Raw genomic sequence first — 21,487 nt, 5'->3', positions numbered from 1 at the left:
CTTCCGGAGTACAGCAATGTCTTTGCAACGTCGTACCACTCTCACGAAGTACCTGATCGAGCAGCAGCGCGAAACCAACAACCTGCCCGCCGACCTGCGCCTGCTGATCGAAGTCGTCGCGCGCGCGTGCAAGGCGATCAGCTACCACGTCAGCAAGGGCGCGCTCGGCGATGCGCTCGGCTCGGCGGGCAGCGAAAACGTCCAGGGAGAAGTGCAGAAGAAGCTCGACATCCTCTCGAACGAAATTCTGCTCGAGGCGAACGAATGGGGCGGCAACCTCGCGGGCATGGCCTCCGAGGAAATGGAACAATTCTTCCCGATTCCGGCCAACTATCCGAAGGGCGAATATCTGCTCGTGTTCGATCCGCTCGACGGCTCGTCGAACATCGACGTGAACGTGTCGATCGGTACGATCTTCTCGGTGCTGCGCTGCCCGGACGGCCATCAGGCCACCGAGCAATCGTTCCTGCAGCCGGGCACGCAGCAGGTCGCCGCGGGCTATGCGGTGTACGGCCCGCAAACGGTGCTCGTGCTGACCACCGGTAACGGCGTGAACTGCTTCACGCTCGATCGCGAGCTCGGCTCGTGGGTGCTCACGCAAAGCGACATGCGCATTCCCGTCGAAACGCGCGAGTACGCGATCAACGCGTCGAACGAACGCCACTGGTATCCGCCGGTTCAGCAATACATCGGCGAGCTGAAGGCGGGTAAGGACGGCTCGCGTCAGGCCGACTTCAACATGCGCTGGATCGCGTCGATGGTCTCCGACGTGCATCGCATCCTGAGTCGCGGCGGCATCTTCATGTACCCGGCCGACAAGCGCACGCCGGACAAGCCGGGCAAGCTGCGTCTGATGTACGAAGCGAATCCGATGGCGTTCATCGTCGAGCAGGCGGGCGGCGCCGCAACCAACGGCGAGAAGCGCATTCTCGACATCCAGCCGAAGAGCCTGCACGAGCGCGTCGCGGTGTTTCTCGGCTCGAAGAACGAGGTCGATCGCGTGACCCGCTATCACCTCGAAGCGAAGAAGTGATCTCGAAAGAAAAAAATGCCTCAAGGGGCTTGTCAAGGCACTAAAGTAGTCCCTATAATTTCGGCTCTCCTGATGCCGGAATAGCTCAGACGGTAGAGCAGCGCATTCGTAATGCGAAGGTCGGGGGTTCGATTCCTCTTTCCGGCACCATCAAGTTTCAAGCAAAAAGCCCAGTCCTCGCGACTGGGCTTTTTGTTTTCTGGCGTCTGTGTAGGCGCTGTGTAGGCATTTCACGTCAACTAGATGTGTTTTCGGACGGCCAGGTTCTCGAATATTTCACGAACTGTCGGTCGAGCCTAGCCTGGTGCATCTGGCCGAGTTCGACCCTGCTCTGCCGTTTGCTTGTCCGTCGGCTGAATGGCCGCCTTGAGATGGGGATGCGACACGGCGTCCTGCCGGCAGGATCGGGAAATCTGCCAGTGCCGACAAGTGGGGCCAAGCCGATTTCTATCGAGCATGCACGCTGCTCGCCCGAGGCCATCGTTGACGCGTCCGTGCATTGAAGTCATTGATTAATCGGCTGATCCAGTCGTGCAGTAGTGAGCAAACTTTTCTGCGGAGAGCGCGAAACCCTTCTGCCTGGCGAGTTCCCAAGGACGTTCGCATTGGTGCGTGGATTCACACCAGGAATACCCAGCCGATCCAATACAACCATGTGCATCGCGATCTGCACCGACAACGGGTGACGGGCTGCTGGGCGGCGAGGCCGCGCAAGCGCTTAGCAAGCATGTCATCGTGACAGTGGCCCAGCAAAGAGAAAAGTAGTCTCGGCGCATAAAATGAGTCCCAGATTTGTGTGACGTCGGATTTTGGTCTTTTTGCCGTTTCGCTTGTGGGCTAACCGGGCAGCGAGCCGCTGCCGGTTCCGACCGCGCTCGATGCTAACGGCCAATCTGCTGTATCCCCGCCAGTCGCCAGGCCGGGTCGCCATGTCCGTGGCCCACGATGTTCCAGACCTCCTCGAACGGCTGCGCCGTCTGCGCGTCCTCGTCTTCCCGCATCTGGCCGTGAAAGCGAAGGCTAACCAGTGTTTCGCTGCCATTGTGTTCCGTGCTCAACAATTCCACGTCCAGCTGCGTGATTTCCGTATGGCTCGGCTGGTTGCCCCGATCTTCCAGGTCCCGCTTGATCACCGCGAACATTTCCGGGGTTGTCAGTTCGAAAAGGTCGCCTTGTTCGTTCTGGTCCCAGGCGCGTTGCAGACGCAGGAACAAGGTCCTGGCCGATGCCAGCAAGACCGCCTGATCGAGCCCGACAGGCAGCCCCGGCACTGTCGTTGTTTGTGCCGCTGCGGCGGAATTCATCGCTGTGCGCGGCCAGGCACCGAAATTCGTCTCAGGCGCCGCCTGCCTGCTCTGATTCATGAGCCAGGAGCCGTTCATGCGCTGCCCGTTCGCCGCGTCGTGCCCATAAGCGAGATCCGGACGGCGCCGGTTGGCAATGAAGCGGAACAGCATGATGCCGGCGACAATCACGAGGCCGATCACCACTACGTTCGACAGCATCTGGGCCAGCCCTTCACCCAGCCCCAACGACGACATCAGCGCGGCAATGCCGAGTCCTGCGGCCAGGCCGGCGAGCGGGCCCATCCAGCGGTTGGCTGGCTTCGCGGCAGCGGCCGCCGGCGCGGCCTGCTGCGCCGGTTGAGCTTGCTGGCTCCGTTGGCCTTGCCCGGAGGGCGACGCCGTCTGCGACTGGCGGCCGACACTACTACCACCGCCAATACGCTTCGCTTCGGCATGGTTGGATGCGACAGTGCCCGCGACGAGCACTAGCGCCATGGCCAGTACAGCGGTACCGCGCGTCACGACACGCGCAAGGCGTCGCAACTGATTGATTGTGTGCGAATACATAAGAATCTCTTTCGTGTAGGACAGAAACTCGCGAAGGTCGCCCGAACGCGTCTTTCCATCGCGGACCGCAAATAGCGAGCAATACCGCTCGTACGATGCCACCGTAGCCGTGCATGCATGGCTTGCTTAGACGGCATCAGGCTCAGCGCTCCAGGTGCACTCGCGTTGACTCGCGCGGCGCTTCGCGAGGCGCGCCTGGCGTCTGCGGACGATCGAAGAAACGGCACGGGCAAGCGCGAGATCGAGGGCGCCGCGCCAGTCTTTCGCAATCGACGTCACCACGACCGGATTCGCACCGGGCACCTGCACCTGCACCTGGCAACGCTTATCGAGTCCGCGGCGCGGGCCGTTGACGTCGGAGAGATTGACGGTGGCCCGGGAAACCAGCCAGGCCATCCGGCGGAACACAAACTGGGTGCGTTGGCGCGCGAAGCTGCGCAAGCGTGCAGCTTCAATGTCGCAGGACTTGAACAGGACTTGCATGAGACCTCCATCAGAAACAGAAAGAAAAGACGGGTTAGCGAAACAACGACCGCCGGGGCGGAAGCCTGTGTGCTTAGTCGTTGAAACCAGTTTATCGGTTTAACGCGCCATTACAATCCCCTTTCACCCAATAAATACTTGTCGCGTCTGCAACGTCACCCCAGTGGGCGCAAAGCAATTACAAACGACAAAACGCCGGAGCGAATGACGAATTCGCGCCGGCGCAAAAATGCAATGAAACGCTAATACTGGAACGGGATGGAATGCCGGTCTGCGCGGCTGAATGCAGGCCCGGGTGCAGACGATGAAGCGGCGACGATGCCGCTCGCCGGAGCTCACCGGGCCGGGCAGTTGAAAGCGCCCGGCCATCCGGCTGATAGCCCATCAACTTCCTTTGTAGATCGAATGATCCGAGGCCACCTGGGTCGGTGCGCCGGAAGCGGCCGAGCCCGATTTCACGCCACCGTGGCCACTGAGTGCCTGCTGAGCCGCCACGCTTTTCAGCGCGCCCTGGAGGTGCGCCGGGTAGTGCGCGTCACTGTGGTTGCGGTCGTAGCCCGCCTGCTGCAACTGGACCAGTTCCGCGCGCACCTGCTCACGGGTGAGGGGGCCGTTGCTGTTAGCGGATGCAATCGTCGGCAGAGCGAGGACCGAAACGAGTGCGATAACCGGAATGAATGTTTTAGTCATGGTTAATTCTCCAATTTAAATTTCAGAAACAGAAAATACTGGGTTAGCGAAACAACGACCGCCGGGGGCGGAAGCCTGTGTGCTTAGTCGTTGAAGCCAGTTTATCGGTTTAACGCACCATTACAATCACCTTTCACCAAACAGATACTTTCCGCATCTGCAACGTCATCGGGGTGCCTCGCGGCGCAAAGCAATTACAAACGACGAAACGCCGGAGCGAAACGAATTCGCCCCGGCGCAAGAATGCAATGAAACTGTCGCTAATACTGGAAGGGGGATGGAATGCCGGTCTGCGCGGCTAAGTGCAGGCTGCCGTCACGCGCGTTCGTCAGGCCGCTGGCCGCGACCTGCGCAGTCGTGGTGGTCTCGTGCAAAATCCAGGCCGGTGTTGGTTATCGCCGCAAGACGTTATTCATCGTGGCCCGGCGTCCTGCAACTACGCGCCATCGAATCGCACCCAGTTGGGCGCACTGCCGGACAGCGGTGCGGCAGCCTACAGCAAAAGCAGCGTTGCCGAGACGACGCACGTCGGCACGATGGCAGCGAGCAACAGGCCGAGCAGGCTGACTGACTCATCATGGAATCCCTTGTGCACGATGGCGAGTCCTGCGGGATTCGGCGCGTTGGCGATCACTGTGAGACCGCCTCCAGCCACTGCGCCGGCCAGCAGCATGTACTTCGCCTGGTCCGGAAGGCCCGCGATCAGCGAGCCGAGATAGGTAATCGCCGCGTTGTCCATGATCGCCGTCAGGCCAAGCGCGCCCGCATAAAGTGCGTAAGCATCGAGCGATGCGACGACCGGCTGCAGCCACCATCGCTGCAAACCCCCGAGCACGACCAGGCCTCCGAGAAAGAATGCTACCAGCAGGCTCTCGCGCAACATCAGCGGCGACTGGTACTGCTCGTATGCCTGCGTGAAGCCCAAAAAGAAAAGCAGGAGGCCGATGAAGATAACCGGGTGATGGGCCGACAGCACCACCGCGACGAGAAAACCGGTGTGTATCAGCGTGACGCCCGTCGGAACGGGAACCGCGGCGGCGGGCGCGTCGTTGCGCTCTGCGTGCTTCGGGAGCTTGCGGTGCATGAATAGCAGCAAGCCTGTTGCGTTGACCAGCACGGCGATGGCGGCCTTCCAGCCGAACTGCGCCGCCATGAACGCGCTGTCCCATCCCCAGGCGGCGGCAACCATCAGCACCGGAGGCGCGGCATAGGCGGTCAGCATGCCGCCGACCGACACGTTGACAAACAGCACCGCGAGCGTGAGATATTTCCAGTGTTCGGCGATCGGCGACCTGAAAAGCCGGTCTCGCAGGATCAGCGCTGCCAGCGTCATTGCGGCCGGCTCCGTGATGAACGAGCCGAGCAACGGAACGAGGGTCAGGGAAAGCCAGATGACGCCTGTTTCCGTCTTGACGGGAAGGACACGCGCGATGTGCGACACGAGCGTCGTGACCGCGTCGAGAATGGGCCGGCTCGCGGCGATCACCATGATCACGAAGACAAACAGGGCTTCGGTGAAGGAGCGCGATTCAGCATAGGCCACCGCCTGCGCCGAACCGGCCAGCGCGACGATAGCCAGACACAGGATCAGGGCCCAGAGGCCGAAGACGACTTCCACTTCGCCGAGAAAGTGAAACAGGCCCGCGTGGTGCGGGTGCCGGTGGGCCAGAACCTCGAAGCGTTTCGCAAGGAGCGTATGGAGCAGGGCCAGTCCGAAGATGACTGTGCCGGCGATTTCAACTGAATGTGGCATGTGTTCGCTTTGAATGGCGATGGAACGGACTCTGGAACGCACGCGGTTGGTGTTGCCGCCGGCCGGATCGCTGGCCTCGCTTTTAGGCAGCTCTCAGCGTAGCCACGACATCGTGCCGCGTATCGGTATCGACGCGGGCAAGCAGCCTGACCGTGTGGAGGCCGATCCTGAGCGCGTCGACTTCGAGAAAGTTTCCGGAGGCCGCCATGAGGTTTGTAGTGCAAATTAATTGTGTCAATCCAGAATTCTGGCGACAGGGCCGAGCGGCGCCTGGAATTCGTTGAACTCAAATTCTTATCGAGGGGCTAGCCGGACTCGATCGCCAGTTGACAGTTTCATTTGATCTATGAGGGTTGGCGGCCGAAATTCCCCTCGATTCTGCGCGTGAAGCATGCGCGGCAGCAATTGGCGTGAGGCGTCTAACACGCTCAGCCATTCACATCTGATCGCCTGGCACGGACCCGTTGTTCAATGGAGTGTTACTCCGGCATCGCCGACGAATGGTGATTGAGGATCTTCCACTCCCCATCAACCTTCTTGTACACGAATGTATAGCGCGCATGCACCTTCTGATGCTTGCCGTTCTTCACCAGGTCGAACGTATAGACGCCCGTGTCCAGCGCCGAATCGTCGCTCAGCAAGCGGATCTCGCGGAGGTTGATCGTACCGTGCGGTTTCAGCTTCAGAAACTTCACGAAATAGTCCTTGATGCTGGCGGGAGTCGTGCGGACTTCATTGGAAACCGTTGGCTCCAGTACGGCATCGGGTGCGTACAGCCTGGCAACGGAGTCGGCGTCGCCCGTTGCGAGCGCCTCATTCCACCGATCGAACAGCGACGCGATTTCAGCTTCGCGCTGATTCGTCGGCGCCACGGCGATTTCGCGATAGACCTGCGGTACGAGGACTTCGCCTGCAAACACGCTAGTGCTGAAAACAACTGCGGCGGCGATCAAAATCTTCTTCATTTTTTGCGTTCAATCCATTTAAATGAGAACCAACGAGGAGTCGGGAAACTACAGCCACCAGGCGCCTTAGGCTACAAGGGAACCTTTCAGGTATCGCCGCCTGCCAACGGCCAGCCAGCTATGTCGTCAGTCGACCTGTCCGGGACGTATTGTGATATTACACCCAAAATTGATGCATTCGTCAACTATGACGTTAGAGGAAAGTTTTAGCCTCGTTGTTCGCAAACGCTTCGCGCGAACAGACGCCTGACGACGTTGCAAGCGCGGAAACTCACGCGTCGACGCGCACGACGCAACGCTACGACCAACATTCGAGCGCGATCCAGTTTGAAGAGGTTGAGCGGATTTCTTTATAGAAGTGGACAGATATTCAGCGTCAAATCCACGCCGGACTTCCGCCATTCGATCGTGCAAATCGAATGTCTCTTGATGGCCGGACGCGGCCGATGTGACAGGCCGCATTCCTCGAAAGGTCGCGAAACAAGCCCTCTACGACATGACAGATCGCGCTTCTCATTCGGATCGCCGCTGCTCTTCGAGAATCGCCTGAATGCGCCGGTGCGGTGGTTGTGGGGTCGTTTGCAAAGGACAGCGCAGACCGTCTCTCTGATATCGACCTGGTAGTCTTTTGTCTGGAAGGCGCAGGACATTCGTTACTTCAAACGATAATCAAGCAATTCGCGCCGTCGAAAATTCTTTTCACGTTCGACGGCATGCACGATTTGGACAGAGTGATAGATCGCCTCGCTAATGCGTTCCAGAACGCATTGTTGACAATCCAGCCCGCTGTGTCGAACGACCGAAAGGGCCGGGCCCGGACGGTCGACCTGTGTTGCTGCGGTTGCGCCGCAGCATCGCCGCCAACTTCCGTAGCCGACCCACTTCCGACGTCAGGTCCGGCGTTGCGCCAGTGGCCGTTTCCACGTGGACAAGCGGCGGTCAAACTCTTTGTTCGACCATCGGCGGTCGGTACGTTCTACTCCTGTAGACTGCCGCAATGACCCAAGAAATCGATTACCTCAATCCCAGCCTTCCTTCTGGCCTTCGGCGCGTGTCAATGCCCGTGGTCGATGCGACCCCCACAACGCTTGATGGATTCGGCAGGCTTGTAGCAGACCCGAGCGAGTGTTCGATCGAGATTGTGCAGTGGCCGGCAGTGGGTGCAAGGCCCGTTGACCCTGGAACCGGTGATGAGGCAGGCACGACCGAAGGCACATTTGTGAGCGAATGGCGCGGGGACATTCTGTACGGTCGAAACGAGGCTGTGGGCGGCAACTACATCCTTGCGTACGCAGTGGAGCCCGAAGCAGCCCGTGACGACAACACCAATGTACCGGAGCGCATGTTGCTTTGGCACGCGAACTACCACCCAGACGGTGGACAACTGTTCTTTCCTCTCGACCATCGCCCGTTCTACGTTCCCCTGGCGCTGCCCGGGGACGACATAGCGCCAGAGAAGTTCGTGTGCTTTCGCTTTGATGGACAGCAGGGCCTCTACATCCATCCAAACATCTGGCATGAAGGTGTGTTCACTCTCGAAGGAACCCAGCGGTTCTTTGACAAGCAGGGCGCCGTCCACGCGCGCGTCTCTGTCGACTTTGCCCGCGAGTTTGGTTGTCTCCTCGAGGCACCGATTGCCCGCGACGCCCAACCCCTTCGAGGCGGCGGCCTACAGCTGTAGCGCGAAGGGAACACCCGCTCCCGACGGCGGACATACGTCCTCGGTTCGCCAGTATCGCATCCCTTTATGAGAGTAATGAGGCGCGCGCCACGCGCACGAAGTATCCCTGAAATTAACGGACGTCACCGACAGGCGAACAACGTTAGTCATCGTTCGTCAGGAAAACTGCGAAACGACGTGTCGATTCGAACGTGGAAAACGCAATGACCAGGCCGACGGTGATCGGCACTGCGAGGAAGGCGCCCGCGATGCCCCAGATCGACGACCACACCGCCAGACTGATCAGGATCACCGCGGGGCTCAGGTTCAGTGAGCCGCCCATCAGCCACGGGTCGAGGAGATGGCCGACCACGAAGTTCGCGAGCGTGAGCGAGATAAACAGCACGATCGCCGCGTTCCACTGGCCGAACTGCAGCGCGACGAGCAGCGTCGGCACCGCGACCGAGATCCACGAGCCCGCATACGGGATGAAGTTCAGCAGGCCGGCCAGCACCGCCCACAGCTCCGCGAATTCGAGTCCGACGAGCCGCATGCAGATCCAGCTCGCGATGCCAAGGATCGCGCCGAGCAGGGTCTTCATTGCGAGATAGACGCCGATCTTCGAGTTGATCTCGTCGATTACCGACACGATCCGCGTCGAGTCGCCCGCGAAGTTCACGAGCTTGCGGCGGTATTTCGCGTGCTCGATGAGAAAGAACGTCGCATAAAGCAGCACGACGATGATCGCCGCGAGCAGCGACGACACCGACGACAGCGTGGCGGTTATGATCGCCTGCACGTTGACGCTCGCTAACAGGTCGCGGCGGATCGCAGCCCAGTTGGCCTCCGTTTCGATGTGCAGCAGCGCGGCGAACTTCGTAAACAGTACGAGCAGCGTCGCCTCGTACTTCGGCGCGACGGCCATCAGCCGGTCCCTGTCGGACAGCAGCAGGTCGACCGACAGGTAGACCGTGAAGAGCATCAGCGTCGCAGCGATCGCGTGGCGCAGGCCGTCCCGCAGGCGTGCACCGAGGTAGGGAATGCGGCGCAGCAGGTTGGCGAGACCGAAGACCACGTACGTCGCGATGATGCCGAACGCAATTGGCACCAGCACGGGGCGGCCGACATACAGTCCCCACCCGAGCAGTGTGGCGAGCACGGCCGCACATGTGCATTTCAGCAGACCCGGGTTCATGCGTTTCCTCGCGAGCAGCGCTGCCTGGCGGGTTGTGGGCCGCCGCGTCAGTCGCAGCGGGACTTTTCGTCGGGTAGCGTCGGGTCGGTGGTGCGGCGCTTGCGCCGTCCTCGCCACAGCAGGCTGACGACGAGCGCGACGACACCCGCGCCGATCACGATCGCCATCGCAGCCGGCAGGTGCGAGCGGACCCACGGCACGTTGCCGAAAAAATACCCGGGACCCGCAAGTGAGCATATCCAGATCACCGCGCCGCCGGTCGCGAAGCGCACGAAGCGGCGAAACGGCATCTTCGTCGCGCCGGCGAGCGCGGGCGCGACCGCCCGGACGATTGCGATGAACGGAGAGTACAGCAGCAGCGCGGCGCCGTGACGTACGTAGAGCGCGCGCGTTCGCGCAGTCACCTTGTCGATCCAGCCGCTGCGCTTCGGGTTCCATACCGACGCGACGGCACGTGCCAGCGCATAGTTGAACACTTTTCCTGCAACCGCGGCCGCGACCAGCAACGGCGCGAGCCACACAGGCTGCAGCACGCCGACGGCAGCGAGCGCGCCGGACAGGAACAGGAGCATGTCCGCGGGCAGAATGACGAGCGGCAGTACGCCGACACTGCAGAAGACGATCGCCCCGAGGATTGCGTAGGCCAACGGCCCATGCTGGACCAGCAGCGCTTCGAGGTCCTGGTCCAGTTGCAAGACGAATTGCACGAACGTGGCCATGTGTGCCGGCTACGTGTCCGTTGGTGGAGGGGGAAGTATAGCGGCAAGCGCGCAGCAGTCCCGCGCCGTGTGGCTGGCGGGCGCAATCGCGTTGCGCATCTTGACGTCGCGAGCAGCCGGCCACGCCGTCGCGTGTCTGATCGTGTTCGCAGGAATCGCCATCTTGCAGGATCGTTTTCTCTACTTCCCTGAGAAAGCCGCAATCGAGGAGTTCACCTCCGGTGGACTGCGCGCCTGGCCGACACCTGAGGCGTTCAGGGGCCTCGTGGCGGAGCCGGCCGGGTCCGCGCGCGCCACGGTCATCGTCTTTCATGGCAACGCGGGGCATGCCGGACACCGCTCATTCTATGCCGCAGCGCTCACCCGGCTCGGGCTGCGCGTGATTCTCGCCGAATATCCAGGCTACGGGCCGCGCACCGGTGCATTAGGCGAAGCGAGTCTGGTCGACGATGCTCAACAAACCATCGCGCTCGCACATCGCCTCTATGGAGCGTCGCTGCTGCTCATCACGCCATGGGATCGGCTCGAGCACGTCGCCGCTTACCACTATCCGTGGCTGCCCGTGAAGTGGCTGCTGCGCGACCGATACGACAGCGTGACCCACCTGGCGTCGTTAGGCCGCCCTGTTCTCGTCGTGGTTGCTGAACGCGACAGCATAGTCCCCCCCGCGCTTCGGCGAAGCGCTCTACAACTCGCTGGCCGCGTCGACGAAACCTGGTGGCGGGAGGCGATCGGCTTCCTGCTCACGCCTTCGCATTGAAATATGAAAGCACGCTCCGTCCCGTCGAGCTGGAAACGCTTCTATGTCCTCGATGCGAAGAGCAGGCCTGTCGAGGTGTTCGACCGCGGCGGGTGGTCGCGCTGGATGACTGAGAACGAACTGATCTTCCGCCGCACGCTGCTGGACGAATCCGGCGTGACGGTCACGACCCGCTTCCGCGGTGTGTCCGAACCGAAAACCGGGGAGGTTTCGCTATTCGTGACGCGCATCGCCGGAATGGAAGCGCGAGACAACACGAGCTACGGAGCACGTATGTTCGATGAGGCGCTGGAGCAGCATGAGCGCATCGTGCAGAAAATCCTCCGGATGCTGACCGCGCGGTGATCGCCACAGCGCGACGATTCTCCGCGAGACGCAAATGCCACAGAAGGCACAAGGGCGTGTAGATTAGGATCTTGTTGCGACCCGCCACTGTGTCTTCGAATCGGTCGCCATCCGAACCAGTCCTGAAGTTGCACAGGAGCCGGCATGAACACGAAGCACAGCAAGAAAGGTCATCTCGAAGCCGCGGCGTCACACCACGAGCAGGCCGCGCGACATCACCGCGAGGCGTCGCGGCATTTCGATGACGGTCAAGACTTTGCCCACGCCGCACATCAGGCGATGATGGCCCATGGCCATACGTTGCATGCGATCGATCAGGCACACGACGCTGGCGCGCACAGCGCCAATACGCCATCAATAACGCCTCCATCGACCGGCTCAGGCGCAAGTGCCGCGGACGTGGCAAAACATCATGCGGCGGCCGTGGAGCTTCACACGCAGGCGGCGCAGCATATGCGCCACGCCGTCAAGCTCTTCGATCAGGATCGTAGCGCGGCCTCCCACGACGCACAGCTAGCGCTCTCCCTTGCACTGCGCGCTTTGTCCCTTGGCAACGAAGCAGCCAGACTATTTGTCAAGCTCGCTGCCAGTGGTGCATCGTGAGTTAAGGCCGGTTGAATTCAAGCCAGTCACAACTTATTTGGTGGAGTATTCGGAGTGGTGCGGTATCCGCTTATACCGATTCTTGAGCGCACCGAAAGCTGAATCGCTTTCTGCACGGCATGCACGCCGTACAGCACCAGGTTGTCGCGCGGATCTACGGTCGTGGGCCTGCCGCAAAGATCCGCGCATTGATAGGTATGGCGCAATCCAGCGCGCCACTCGCGACTAGGCCTTTCGCTCCACTCAGGTGAAGCCGGTAAGGAAAGGTGCTCAACCCGCGTAGCGCTGAAACTGGCTCGTTCAACTACACTTCGTCGCCTGAGCGGACGGGCAAGGAGGAACGCGCTGGTCATCTGGGAACGAGCTGTAGATGCGGTGCTGTACGCGCTTAAACCGAGACCGCTAAAAGAGCCGCTGATGGATGTTGGATTCGCTCGTTGACAATGAGCTCAGGACTCAACTCTTGTTTGTTGAACGACCCAAACTGGGCCGAAACCAGAAGTTCCTCTCCCTGCTCGCGCGAGGCCACGCAAGTACTAGTGCATGGTATGCGTGACGTGGAAATAGATTTCAGGCGCCTCATCGCGCCCCGCCCTGCGCTTCGCTGTCCGACGCATCAATGCACGCATATGCGACCCACGTACGAGATTTGCCGAAACCGCCGCATTGGCATCGCGGAGCGCAGTGGCCAGTTCGTGCGCAAATACGCGTTACGCGTTGAAACACCGCCAGCGCTCCTTCGTTTCCTCTACCACCCGTTGCGAATAGCCAGCGAGCGAGTCACGACAACCATTTGCGGTATCGCGCTCGAACAACTCATCCGCTATCCGCTGCGCCGCCGTTTGCCAGTTATCCCGATTCGCCGGTTCACCAGCCTCGGTGGGTAGTTTCGCATCGCACACTGGGAGCGCCATTTCGTCGGGCAAAGTCATCCCAGATGTCCCGCGCCACGCCTGCAACACGATCCGTAGCACACCGAAAGTCACGCGCGACAGCCGGCTCAGCACTCTCGCGCACCGCGAAAACAGAAACAGAACGGCAAACCATTCGGCGCTGATCGACCACGACACGAAGTTCCAGCTTGCTTCGCGACGAAACATCGGCCGACGAACACCAGAAACGTCACCAGATACAGCGGATACACGCGCGCAAACCGCTTGACGATAAACGATCGATAGTCGACCCAGCCGAACGCGGTCGCTCGCGAAGGAAGATACGTATAGGCAAGGATGAAGCCGCGCAGCATGAAAAAGATGTCAACACCCCAGACCCGGTTATCGACGAGTTGCACAATGCCCCGTGGCAGCCCCCTTCGTTGTCGGCAAAGTGATGAACGACGGCGAGCAACGCCGCGAACGCACGCAGTCCAGTCAGGCCGTAGATCTTTCGCATTGAATTGCCCGGCGATCACGCAAGTGAGCACGACGCAGCGCCAGGTAAAAGAGGTGCGGCCACGCGATGCGCGGCTCCCAGCGGCAAATAGTGTTGATGCAACGATGTTGCGAGACAGACCTACCCGCCTCGCGCAGCCGGCCTTCGGTATCGGCTGTTTGCAGACTGATGCGGGTGTGGTTGCCGGTTCGCCCGACAACGGGTGAGAGGCCGACGGCAGCACGGCAATTGCATCGTATAAGTTCGCCGCAACGCGGTGTGTGCGCTAACACCCCACTTGATCGGTAAGGTCTCGAGGGTGCGCCGACGAGTCGCTTCGGGCCTGATACAGCCGTGTGCGGTCAGCGTTGCGCCGCGTCCGGCGCGACGTCGTGGCGCAACGCATGGCCAGCCTGGTCGGGAACGTGGAGCGGGTCGTACGACCGTGGCATCGCGAGGTTGCGCGCAACGACGGTATCGGCCTGTGCGCTCGGCTGCTGGCGTGGCGCGCCGTATGCGGCTATCGCTTGCGCGGGTGCCGACGCGAACCACAGGATCCTGCCGGCGCATTCGATGCCAACCTGACGTCCGTTCCAGTAGACAGCGTTTTCCATCGCGACCTCTCCCCGAACATGAAGAACGTCATCATCCGCGCTGCGCCTCGCGTGTCCGTCTGCCAGCGCACGTCGAGCCATCAGTAGTCGCTTCAATCATAGGTGGCCCGGTGCGCTGCGCATGACTTGTCACCAAATGAGGTCCTTTTGTCACAGCAATGCGGGAATGAGTTTGCCAACCCCTGTCAGTCAGTTGATTAACGACCAGATCTTTAAATAGTGTTTTGCGCGGTCAACGCGATGGGGAATGGGTCGTTTACCAAGAATTAGACTGCGAGTTATGCAATCGGCAAATTGCGTCCGTTCAGTTCAGGAAAAGCGAAAAACCTGTCGATGCGGCAATGCACAAGTTTGTCACGTTTTAGTCATGCGACAACGTTAGATGCAGCGCGGCGACAATATCGATCGGTCGTGCTGAAGCCTACGCTGGGCAAGGCTCAGAGGGACTGGCAGAAGGAGCGGGAAGGAGATGATTTCGCGCTGGCAATTAAGCGGATCAAGCAGACCGCGAAACGCAGGCAATAGTCAGACGATAAATTTTATTCAATCCCTCCGCTGGTGTGTCGGCTTGTGCCGTTAAAGCAACAGAGTGTGTATGACTCGCATCGGACACTGGTGCGATGCAGGGAACGAGGCCGATAATCGATTCGCAAAGGAGAAAGATCATGGATGCCAAACCACCGAAGATTCCGACCCCGGACAAAGTTCTTTACCCGGATCCGGAACCTGTGGCCGTCGAGTTTTTGGGAGCCGAGCTGCCCGAGCATGTTCGCGCTTTCTTTGACGAACAACGCAAGTCGTGCGATCCGAAGTAACGGACCCTTGGCGCGGTGCAGCATTCGCGCTCGCTGATTTCACGTGCGGCGAATACTCGCGCCCTCATTACGCGTCCGACATCTCCGTCATGACGTTGGATCAGCTCGCCTGAGCACAGCAGTTGCACGGGCCACGCGGCTCGAGCGCCTTCATACGCGCGTCCTCCTCTCGCCCACTTCGCCCCGACGATCCGTGTGAATCGACCCGGTGCTCGCAGGTTGTGGCGCATCATTTATTCTTCTGTTTTTCCGTCAACGGCCGCCCGGCCACGTCCACCTCATGAATCATTTGCATCGCTTCGGCGCGTCATGCGCGCTCGTCATCGCCGCCGCCTTCGCCTTCTCGCCCGTCCCCGCCCTCGCCGACGGCGACGACACCGCGCTCACGAGCCTGATCGCGCTGGTTTCGCAGCGCCTTGCACTCGCGGAACCGGTCGCACGCTGGAAGTGGGCGAACCACCGGCCGATCACCGATACGCCGCGTGAAAACGCGCTGCTCGCCGAGGTGGAAAAGCGCGCCGCGGCGGCAAACGTCGACCCGGCGTTCGCCCGCGCGTTCTTCCAGGATCAGATCGATGCGAGCAAAGACGTGCAGAACGCGCTCTTCGCGAACTGGCGTCGCACCCAGCCACCGCAAGGTCCCGCACCCGATCTCGCAACCAGCACCCGACCGCAGCTCGACAAGCTGACACAGTCGTTGATGGCGAGTCTGGCGCGCGTGCAGCCGCTGCGCGCGGCGGACGATTGCCCGTCGCGGGTCGCGCAATCGCTGGCTAACTGGAAGGCGCTGACGCGCTATGACTCTGCGCATTCGAGCGCGTTGACGCACGCACTAGGTCACGTGTGCGAGACGGGCGGAGTCGGCGCCACCGGCTGATTCCGGTAACGCCACGGCGCGCGCACGTCGCATAAGCGTCACGCGACGATGCTCGACTCAGGGCTGTCACGCGACACGCTCAACGGCGTCACGCGCAGGCCTCGCGCCAGATGGCTTTGCAGGATACGGTACGTCGAGAGTTCGAACGACCCAGCCAGCGTCGACGCATGCAGCTGCGCCGCCGCGACGAGCGACGGCGCGTGTCCGAGGTAGCGCCAGCGATCGACCACGTGGAAGATACCCTGCGCGTCCTCACGCTCCTCGAACACGATGGGCCCCTCGAACGGCCACGGCGCGTTCGCGGGATCGCTCTTCGTCACGCGCGGCAAGCGGTTGTGGCCCGGCCGCAGCGTTGCGATCCACTGCGCCTCCGCGAGCATCGCGCCGAGTTCGCCGCCAGTCGCGTGCCATTCGACGCGTCGCACGAGCTGCGCTAGCCGCATATCCTTCGACGAACGCCGCTCGCCAGTCAGATGCGAGCGCAGCCGCTGACGCACGCGCACGCTGCGACCGACATACAGCGGCGCATCGTCTTCGCCATAAAACGCATACACGCCACAGCCAGCCGGCGCGGTGTCGAGCAAATCCTCGGTGATGTCGCCGGCGAGCCGGTAGCGACGCGTCGTGCGCTCGATCTGCGCGCGCAGCGCTTCCAGCGGCACGAGCGTCGGCAGACGCTGCCAGAACTGCCAGATCAGATCGGCGTCGGCGAGCGCGCGGTGGCGGTCGGACGGCACCAGCGCATGGCGTTCGACCAGCGCATCGAGACCGTGGCGCTTTTCGCCGGGAAACAGCGCGCGCGACAGCCGCACCGTGCACAGCACGTCCGGATCGAACGCGATTCCCGCGCGACGAAATTCGCTGCGTAAAAATCCGCGATCGAAACTCGCGTTGTGCGCGACGAACAGCTTGCCGTTCAAACGCTCGAACAACGCGGGCGCGATCGACTCGAACGTCGGTGCGCCGCGCACCATGTCGTTCGTGATGCCGGTCAGCTGCTGGATGAACGACGGAATCGGCTGCTGCGGGTCGATCAGGCTGCTCCAGCGCGAGACGCTAGCCAGCCCGACTTCGACGACGCCAACCTCAGTAATGCGGTGCTCGCTCGTGGAGCCGCCGGTCGTTTCGAGATCTACGAAAACGATGGGTGCATCGAGTGCCGGTTCCGGCGAAAGCAGTTCAGACATGGGACAAGGGATTCGGGCGCATGAATTTGCGGCAAGTATGCACCAGTTGGACGTTGCGCATCCAGACAGCGCCGCGTGCGCAGCTGGAAACTGCGTCCGCACAGGCCGTCGATTTTGCGCTGAAATCCCGCAGACGCTTAAACCAGACCATTAATCCAGACGTAGTCAATTCGTTTCGATGGATTATCTTCCGACAATAATGCGTATTGTTGAACCACGCAGTTACCGAAGATCCGACCTCGGAGACATCTAGATAAAAATAAAAACCCTCGCGCGACGGCGAGGGTTTTTCGCTCCCGACTGGGTGGGCGGCGCGCCCAGCCCAGCGCATTTACAGCGGCTGAATGTTGGCCGCCTGCTTGCCCTTCGGGCTGGTCTTGATTTCAAAAGACACGCGCTGATTTTCCTTCAACGACTTGAAGCCCTCGCTGCGGATCTCCGAAAAGTGCGCGAACAGATCCTCGCCACCCGCGTCCGACGTGATGAAGCCAAAACCCTTAGCATCGTTGAACCATTTGACGACACCAGTTTCCATTTCCTGTTTTCCCTCTGTGATTAATCCAAAGCGGGCGTTGCCCTCGAATCGATCTAACCCCGATTCAGGTGCCTATATCTGATCAAGACAGAAACAGCCAATCAAATTCGGCTTTGCCGTTATACGGGGAACAGAGAATGACCGTCAAGTAAACTTTTCATATGCGTTTAGCGTATAAAAAGATAAGACTTCAAACTACACGGATATAGGTCGGCGCGTCGAATTTACCTGAACGAAAATAATCCGAGTCCGCAAACGGAAAAATTTGCGAAAATATGCAACACGAATGTAACAAAGTCTATCTTTGCGTAAGTGTTTGTCCGACTTGTTGCGGCGCCGCCTCACTCGCATGATGCAAGTCAGTTGTAGCGATGCGCTTCAGGAGGTTGCCATGCTGTCCAAGGAAATTCACCGTCTCTTCACCTGGCTCACTCATTCGCACGCAAAGGTCATATCAGACCAGCCCGCACAGACTGGGGATTCATGCACCGTTTTCGACTTCGATCCGATGTGGCACGGAGACCACTGGCAGAACCTGCTCTCCTCGCCAATGGATGCGCGCCGTTATGTGATGGAAGACTGGAGCGTGCCCGCGCAGGCGGACTGGGACGACGCGGAAGGTACTGCGCCCGCTCATTAGAGACATTCGCGAAACTCGTCCGCCATAAAAAAAGCGCGACTGGAAGGTCGCGCTGACAAAGGTTTGGAGATCTTTTTCGTCAACGAAAAAGTCTGCTTCGGAAAGCAGAAATTACAGTATAGCGGTCATATGCAAGTTCGATTATTCACACGATTAACAATCGTCTATTGCCGCAACAACAACAATCGTTTTCCCGCATTTCTGCCCGTTGTTTTTCCGCATCATTCGGTGTCGCGAATCAGCAACGCGCTTTAGGAAAATTCAGACGCCGAATCCGCCCAGTCGCCGCAAAGCCTTTATCCGTAAGGCTCGAATGGCGATTAACGATCGTTTCTCCTCGCGTAATACTTTATTGCGAGAATCGGAACGCCAACTCCAGGAAGTGTCTATCTACACTCTGCCTAATCGGAAACCGGCGCGGATCTGGTCAACGCGCTTCTCACGCGGATTCCGCTTCTCGCAGCGCTCGCGTGAAGGTCTCCCAAGCCAGGGTTTTATACCTCTCTCGCTCTTGGAGTTATATCAATGAAGAAGACACTCATGGTCGCTGCCCTGTCGGGCGTTTTCGTAACGGCAGCGCACGCGCAAAGTAGCGTCACCCTATATGGCCTGATCGACGCCGGTATCACTTATACGAACAACCAGCATCCGAATCCGAGTAGTAACCAGCACGGCGCCAACGTGGCGATGACGAGCGGCTCGGTGAACGGCAGCCGTTTCGGCCTGCGTGGCGCTGAAGATCTGGGCGGTGGTCTGAAGGCCATCTTCACGTTGGAGAACGGCTTCGGCATCAATGACGGCACGCTCAAGCAGAACAGCCGTCTGTTCGGCCGTCAGGCCTTCGTCGGTCTGTCGAGCGACCAGTTCGGTGCCGTGACCCTCGGCCGTCAATACGACAGCATGGTCGACTACGTCGGCCCGCTGGCACTGACCGGCACGCAGTACGGCGGCACGCAGTTCGCGCACCCGTTCGACAACGACAACTTGAACAACTCGTTCCGTATCAACAATTCGGCCAAATTCCAGAGCGCGAACTACGGCGGCTTCAAGTTTGGCGGCTTGTACGGCTTCTCGAACCAGGCTGCCGGCTTCGCCAACAACCGCGCTTACAGTGCGGGCGCGTCGTATAACTGGGGCGGCCTGAACGTTGCCGCTGCGTACATGCAACTGAACAGCAATGGCGCGAACAGCGCAGCCGCTGCGTTCAACTCGGGTGGCGCGGTGTCGGGCGACAACACGTTCTTCGCTCAGCGTCAGCAAACGTGGGGCGCAGGCGCCAACTACGCGTTCGGCCCGGCAACCGTCGGCCTCGTGTACTCGCAGACGAACCTGCATGGCTTGGCAGGTATCAGCGCGGCCAATTCGGGCATAACGGGCGGCATCGGCTTCCCGACCAACAGCGCTCAGTTCCAGAACTTTGAAGCCAACGCCCGTTACGCGCTGACGCCGGCAATCAGCATCGCTGGCGCGTACACGTACACGCGCGCGAACCTGTCGAGCTCGCACGTGCACTGGAACCAGGTCAACCTGCAAACCGCGTACGCATTGTCCAAGCGTACCGACGTGTATCTGCAAGGCGTGTATCAGGCAGCAAACGAAGACTCGATCGTTAACGCCTACATCAATGGCGTGGGCGGTGCTTCGGGCAACAACAAGCAAGTCGCTGTGACCGCAGGTCTGCGTCACCGCTTCTAAGCACTGCGCAAGGACTGGCAGTAGAGAAGGCGCCGTTCGCGGCGCCTTTTTTATGTCCGTGCCGACGTGGGTTTTTGCCGCTTTGTGCGCAGGCCTGCGTGCGTGCACGTGAGCCCACGTCCTCGCCAGAGGCCTAGCGGCCGCTATCAGGCAGCGGATACTTGACGTCGAGAATATCGATCGGCTGCGGACCGGCCGGCGTGAACAGCGTGACCGTATCGCCGACTTTAGCCTTCAGCAGCGCACGCGCAATGGGCGAAATCCAGCTCACGTGCCCGATGTCCAGGTCCACCTCGTCGACACCGACGATCGTCACCTGATGCTCTTCGCCGTCCTCGGTCGCATAGTCGACCGTCGCGCCGAAAAACACCTGGTCGACGTTTTCCTGCCGGCTGCTATCGACGACCTCGGCTAGATCGAGCCGCTTGGTCAGAAAACGGATGCGCCGGTCGATTTCCCGCAGACGGCGTTTGCCGTAGATGTAGTCGCCATTCTCCGAGCGGTCGCCGTTCGACGCCGCCCACGACACGAGCTTGACAACCTCGGGCCGCTCGACATCGATCAGATGCAGCAATTCATCACGCATACGCCGATGACCGGCGGGAGTCATGTAGTTTTTGGTGCCGGCGGGCACGTCGGGCTGGGCGATGTCGAGATCGTCATCGTTGTCTTCGCTCGACTCTTTGACAAAGGCCTTGTTCATAATCATCCATTAACAGCAACTAGCAACAATCTCATAAAAGGTTACACGATCGGGCCGGCAACACAAATCGCCGTGATGGGCTTCCGTTTTTCAAATCTGTTGGCTATAATCTCGTTTCTGTGTGCGGCTGTAGCTCAGTTGGATAGAGTACTTGGCTACGAACCAAGGGGTCGTGGGTTCGAATCCTGCCAGCCGCGCCACCTTATTCGAGAGCGCCCTTACAGGGAGCTCTCAGGTTTCATCAGTTTTTACAGTAAGCATCACCGTTTTGCGTGCGGCTGTAGCTCAGTTGGATAGAGTACTTGGCTACGAACCAAGGGGTCGTGGGTTCGAATCCTGCCAGCCGCACCACCTATGAAGGGCCTTCCAACCGGAAGGCCCTTTGTTTTTTCTGGCGCACCATGCCGTGCCCGTGCGCCAGCAACTCATCGCGGCGGCGACTGGATATCCCCAATTTGTCCATCCGGGTGCGGCAAGTCCTCGACGACCTCGCCCACCGTTTGCTCGCTGATCGTCTCGGTCCGCATGCCGGTCAGTGCCTGGCGCTCGAGCAGCACGTCGTCGACGGTATCGCCAAAACGGCTCACGACAAACGCCCGCAGCAAAGCAATGCGCAGCGAGTCGCCCATTCCCTCCGAGGCTCGCTGCCCGCCCTTGAACTCAGCGACGCATACCGCGCCTTTATCGCTCTGCTCGCGCACGTCGAGCCGCATCGCGCGCTCGAGCACAACGGCAGCCGCCTCCCATGACGCGGAAGGCGTGAAACGCCCGTCCCACGGACGACCACGATCGTTGCCGCGGATCGCAACAGTCTCGCCGCTATCGGTAAAGTAGATTTCGCGCACGAAGTCGTGCAGGCTGCGCGCCACCCAGTAATCGAGCGCCACGTCAGCGAGGTCGGACACGTTCATCTGCGTTCCCCCTGGAGTTCAGGTGAGACCTGCCTTGAGTTGTATCCTGAGCCGCCGCACGAAAGATGCCTGACTGGCGA

Annotated in this window: 25 protein-coding genes and 3 tRNA genes; 13 read left to right on the top strand and 15 right to left on the bottom strand. The window is 60.4% G+C overall.

Annotated features, from left to right (window positions below; genetic code table 11):
* Positions 1–16: 16 nt before the first annotated feature.
* Positions 17–1,033: a class 1 fructose-bisphosphatase gene (locus OKW30_RS23400; protein ID WP_429293729.1), complete on the top strand. Its 1,017-nt coding sequence runs from the start codon at positions 17–19 to the stop codon at positions 1,031–1,033.
* A 74-nt stretch (positions 1,034–1,107) separates the two neighbouring features.
* A tRNA-Thr gene (locus OKW30_RS23395) sits at positions 1,108–1,183 on the top strand.
* Between the two features lie 362 nt (positions 1,184–1,545).
* On the opposite strand, the gene OKW30_RS23390 is transcribed toward OKW30_RS23395, so the two are convergent.
* The 7 genes from OKW30_RS23390 to OKW30_RS23360 form a co-directional block, all read right to left on the bottom strand.
* Positions 1,546–1,809: a hypothetical protein gene (locus OKW30_RS23390; RefSeq protein ID WP_409340048.1), complete on the bottom strand. Its 264-nt coding sequence runs from the start codon at positions 1,807–1,809 to the stop codon at positions 1,546–1,548.
* Positions 1,810–1,914: 105 nt separating this feature from the next.
* A complete protein-coding gene (locus OKW30_RS23385; protein WP_429347700.1) occupies positions 1,915–2,886 on the bottom strand; it encodes a Tim44 domain-containing protein in 972 nt (323 codons plus the stop codon).
* A 126-nt stretch (positions 2,887–3,012) separates the two neighbouring features.
* Positions 3,013–3,369, bottom strand: a complete 357-nt coding sequence (locus OKW30_RS23380; RefSeq protein WP_184027342.1) for an HPF/RaiA family ribosome-associated protein — start codon at positions 3,367–3,369, stop codon at positions 3,013–3,015.
* Positions 3,370–3,753: 384 nt separating this feature from the next.
* Entirely contained in the window at positions 3,754–4,059 is a 306-nt protein-coding gene (locus OKW30_RS23375; RefSeq protein WP_429347699.1) for a DUF4148 domain-containing protein, read from the bottom strand.
* Positions 4,060–4,552: 493 nt separating this feature from the next.
* Positions 4,553–5,812: a putative Na+/H+ antiporter gene (locus tag OKW30_RS23370; protein ID WP_184070919.1), complete on the bottom strand. Its 1,260-nt coding sequence runs from the start codon at positions 5,810–5,812 to the stop codon at positions 4,553–4,555.
* Positions 5,813–5,894: 82 nt separating this feature from the next.
* The gene (locus tag OKW30_RS23365; protein WP_143037115.1) at positions 5,895–6,020 is read right to left on the bottom strand and encodes a PliI family lysozyme inhibitor of I-type lysozyme; all 126 of its coding nucleotides are present in this window, start codon (positions 6,018–6,020) and stop codon (positions 5,895–5,897) included.
* A 271-nt stretch (positions 6,021–6,291) separates the two neighbouring features.
* Positions 6,292–6,777 carry an SgcJ/EcaC family oxidoreductase gene (locus tag OKW30_RS23360; protein ID WP_184070813.1) on the bottom strand — a complete coding sequence of 162 codons (486 nt, stop codon included), beginning with the start codon at positions 6,775–6,777 and terminating at the stop codon, positions 6,292–6,294.
* A gap of 503 nt (positions 6,778–7,280) precedes the next feature.
* Between OKW30_RS23360 and OKW30_RS23355 the strand changes: the two genes are divergently transcribed.
* A complete protein-coding gene (locus tag OKW30_RS23355) occupies positions 7,281–7,778 on the top strand; it encodes a nucleotidyltransferase domain-containing protein (protein ID WP_410452422.1) in 498 nt (165 codons plus the stop codon).
* The gene (locus OKW30_RS23350; RefSeq protein ID WP_187628911.1) at positions 7,775–8,458 is read left to right on the top strand and encodes an ureidoglycolate lyase; all 684 of its coding nucleotides are present in this window, start codon (positions 7,775–7,777) and stop codon (positions 8,456–8,458) included. The genes OKW30_RS23355 and OKW30_RS23350 overlap by 4 nt, the downstream gene beginning before the upstream one ends.
* A gap of 142 nt (positions 8,459–8,600) precedes the next feature.
* On the opposite strand, the gene OKW30_RS23345 is transcribed toward OKW30_RS23350, so the two are convergent.
* Both OKW30_RS23345 and OKW30_RS23340 read right to left on the bottom strand, forming a co-directional pair.
* Positions 8,601–9,632 carry an AI-2E family transporter gene (locus OKW30_RS23345; RefSeq protein ID WP_184070819.1) on the bottom strand — a complete coding sequence of 344 codons (1,032 nt, stop codon included), beginning with the start codon at positions 9,630–9,632 and terminating at the stop codon, positions 8,601–8,603.
* Positions 9,633–9,679: 47 nt separating this feature from the next.
* Entirely contained in the window at positions 9,680–10,351 is a 672-nt protein-coding gene (locus tag OKW30_RS23340) for a DedA family protein (protein ID WP_187617165.1), read from the bottom strand.
* A gap of 142 nt (positions 10,352–10,493) precedes the next feature.
* Between OKW30_RS23340 and OKW30_RS23335 the strand changes: the two genes are divergently transcribed.
* From OKW30_RS23335 to OKW30_RS23325, 3 genes are all read left to right on the top strand, one after another.
* Complete coding sequence (locus OKW30_RS23335) at positions 10,494–11,111, top strand: alpha/beta hydrolase (protein WP_429347698.1); 618 nt, start codon at positions 10,494–10,496, stop codon at positions 11,109–11,111.
* 3 nt (positions 11,112–11,114) lie between these two features.
* Positions 11,115–11,456, top strand: a complete 342-nt coding sequence (locus OKW30_RS23330) for a hypothetical protein (protein ID WP_429347697.1) — start codon at positions 11,115–11,117, stop codon at positions 11,454–11,456.
* A 144-nt stretch (positions 11,457–11,600) separates the two neighbouring features.
* A complete protein-coding gene (locus OKW30_RS23325) occupies positions 11,601–12,059 on the top strand; it encodes a hypothetical protein (protein ID WP_184070824.1) in 459 nt (152 codons plus the stop codon).
* Between the two features lie 710 nt (positions 12,060–12,769).
* Here OKW30_RS23325 and OKW30_RS23320 read toward each other — a convergent pair.
* On the bottom strand, positions 12,770–12,991 hold the full coding sequence (locus OKW30_RS23320) for a hypothetical protein (RefSeq protein ID WP_429347696.1): 222 nt from the start codon (positions 12,989–12,991) through the stop codon (positions 12,770–12,772).
* 801 nt (positions 12,992–13,792) lie between these two features.
* On the bottom strand, positions 13,793–14,044 hold the full coding sequence (locus OKW30_RS23315) for a hypothetical protein (protein WP_184053110.1): 252 nt from the start codon (positions 14,042–14,044) through the stop codon (positions 13,793–13,795).
* A gap of 665 nt (positions 14,045–14,709) precedes the next feature.
* On the opposite strand from OKW30_RS23315, the gene OKW30_RS23310 reads away from it, so the two are divergent.
* Both OKW30_RS23310 and OKW30_RS23305 read left to right on the top strand, forming a co-directional pair.
* On the top strand, positions 14,710–14,859 hold the full coding sequence (locus tag OKW30_RS23310) for a hypothetical protein (protein ID WP_018421453.1): 150 nt from the start codon (positions 14,710–14,712) through the stop codon (positions 14,857–14,859).
* A 280-nt stretch (positions 14,860–15,139) separates the two neighbouring features.
* Positions 15,140–15,736: a chorismate mutase gene (locus OKW30_RS23305; RefSeq protein WP_184070829.1), complete on the top strand. Its 597-nt coding sequence runs from the start codon at positions 15,140–15,142 to the stop codon at positions 15,734–15,736.
* Between the two features lie 38 nt (positions 15,737–15,774).
* Here the strand turns inward: OKW30_RS23305 and OKW30_RS23300 are convergent, their stop codons facing one another.
* Entirely contained in the window at positions 15,775–16,923 is a 1,149-nt protein-coding gene (locus tag OKW30_RS23300; RefSeq protein WP_429347695.1) for an exonuclease domain-containing protein, read from the bottom strand.
* A gap of 331 nt (positions 16,924–17,254) precedes the next feature.
* Positions 17,255–17,458, bottom strand: a complete 204-nt coding sequence (locus tag OKW30_RS23295) for a cold-shock protein (protein WP_008921209.1) — start codon at positions 17,456–17,458, stop codon at positions 17,255–17,257.
* Positions 17,459–17,849: 391 nt separating this feature from the next.
* Between OKW30_RS23295 and OKW30_RS23290 the strand changes: the two genes are divergently transcribed.
* Complete coding sequence (locus OKW30_RS23290; protein ID WP_184070833.1) at positions 17,850–18,098, top strand: hypothetical protein; 249 nt, start codon at positions 17,850–17,852, stop codon at positions 18,096–18,098.
* Positions 18,099–18,623: 525 nt separating this feature from the next.
* Positions 18,624–19,793, top strand: coding sequence for a porin (locus OKW30_RS23285; protein WP_184070835.1), 1,170 nt, complete (start codon positions 18,624–18,626; stop codon positions 19,791–19,793).
* A gap of 133 nt (positions 19,794–19,926) precedes the next feature.
* Here OKW30_RS23285 and greB read toward each other — a convergent pair whose 3' ends face one another.
* Positions 19,927–20,496, bottom strand: a complete 570-nt coding sequence (gene greB / locus OKW30_RS23280; protein ID WP_184023299.1) for a transcription elongation factor GreB — start codon at positions 20,494–20,496, stop codon at positions 19,927–19,929.
* 123 nt (positions 20,497–20,619) lie between these two features.
* Here greB and OKW30_RS23275 point away from each other — a divergent pair.
* Together OKW30_RS23275 and OKW30_RS23270 are read left to right on the top strand one after the other, a co-directional pair.
* Positions 20,620–20,696: transfer RNA gene (locus OKW30_RS23275), tRNA-Arg, on the top strand.
* A gap of 74 nt (positions 20,697–20,770) precedes the next feature.
* Positions 20,771–20,847 (top strand) — tRNA-Arg (locus tag OKW30_RS23270).
* Between the two features lie 74 nt (positions 20,848–20,921).
* Here OKW30_RS23270 and OKW30_RS23265 read toward each other — a convergent pair.
* Complete coding sequence (locus OKW30_RS23265; protein WP_429347694.1) at positions 20,922–21,407, bottom strand: phage protein NinX family protein; 486 nt, start codon at positions 21,405–21,407, stop codon at positions 20,922–20,924.
* Between the last annotated feature and the right edge of the window lie 80 nt (positions 21,408–21,487).

It is taken from the genome of Paraburkholderia sp. Clong3, from assembly GCF_050436485.1.
Lineage (GTDB): Bacteria > Pseudomonadota > Gammaproteobacteria > Burkholderiales > Burkholderiaceae > Paraburkholderia > Paraburkholderia tuberum.
This window is presented reverse-complemented; position numbering and strand designations above follow the sequence as displayed.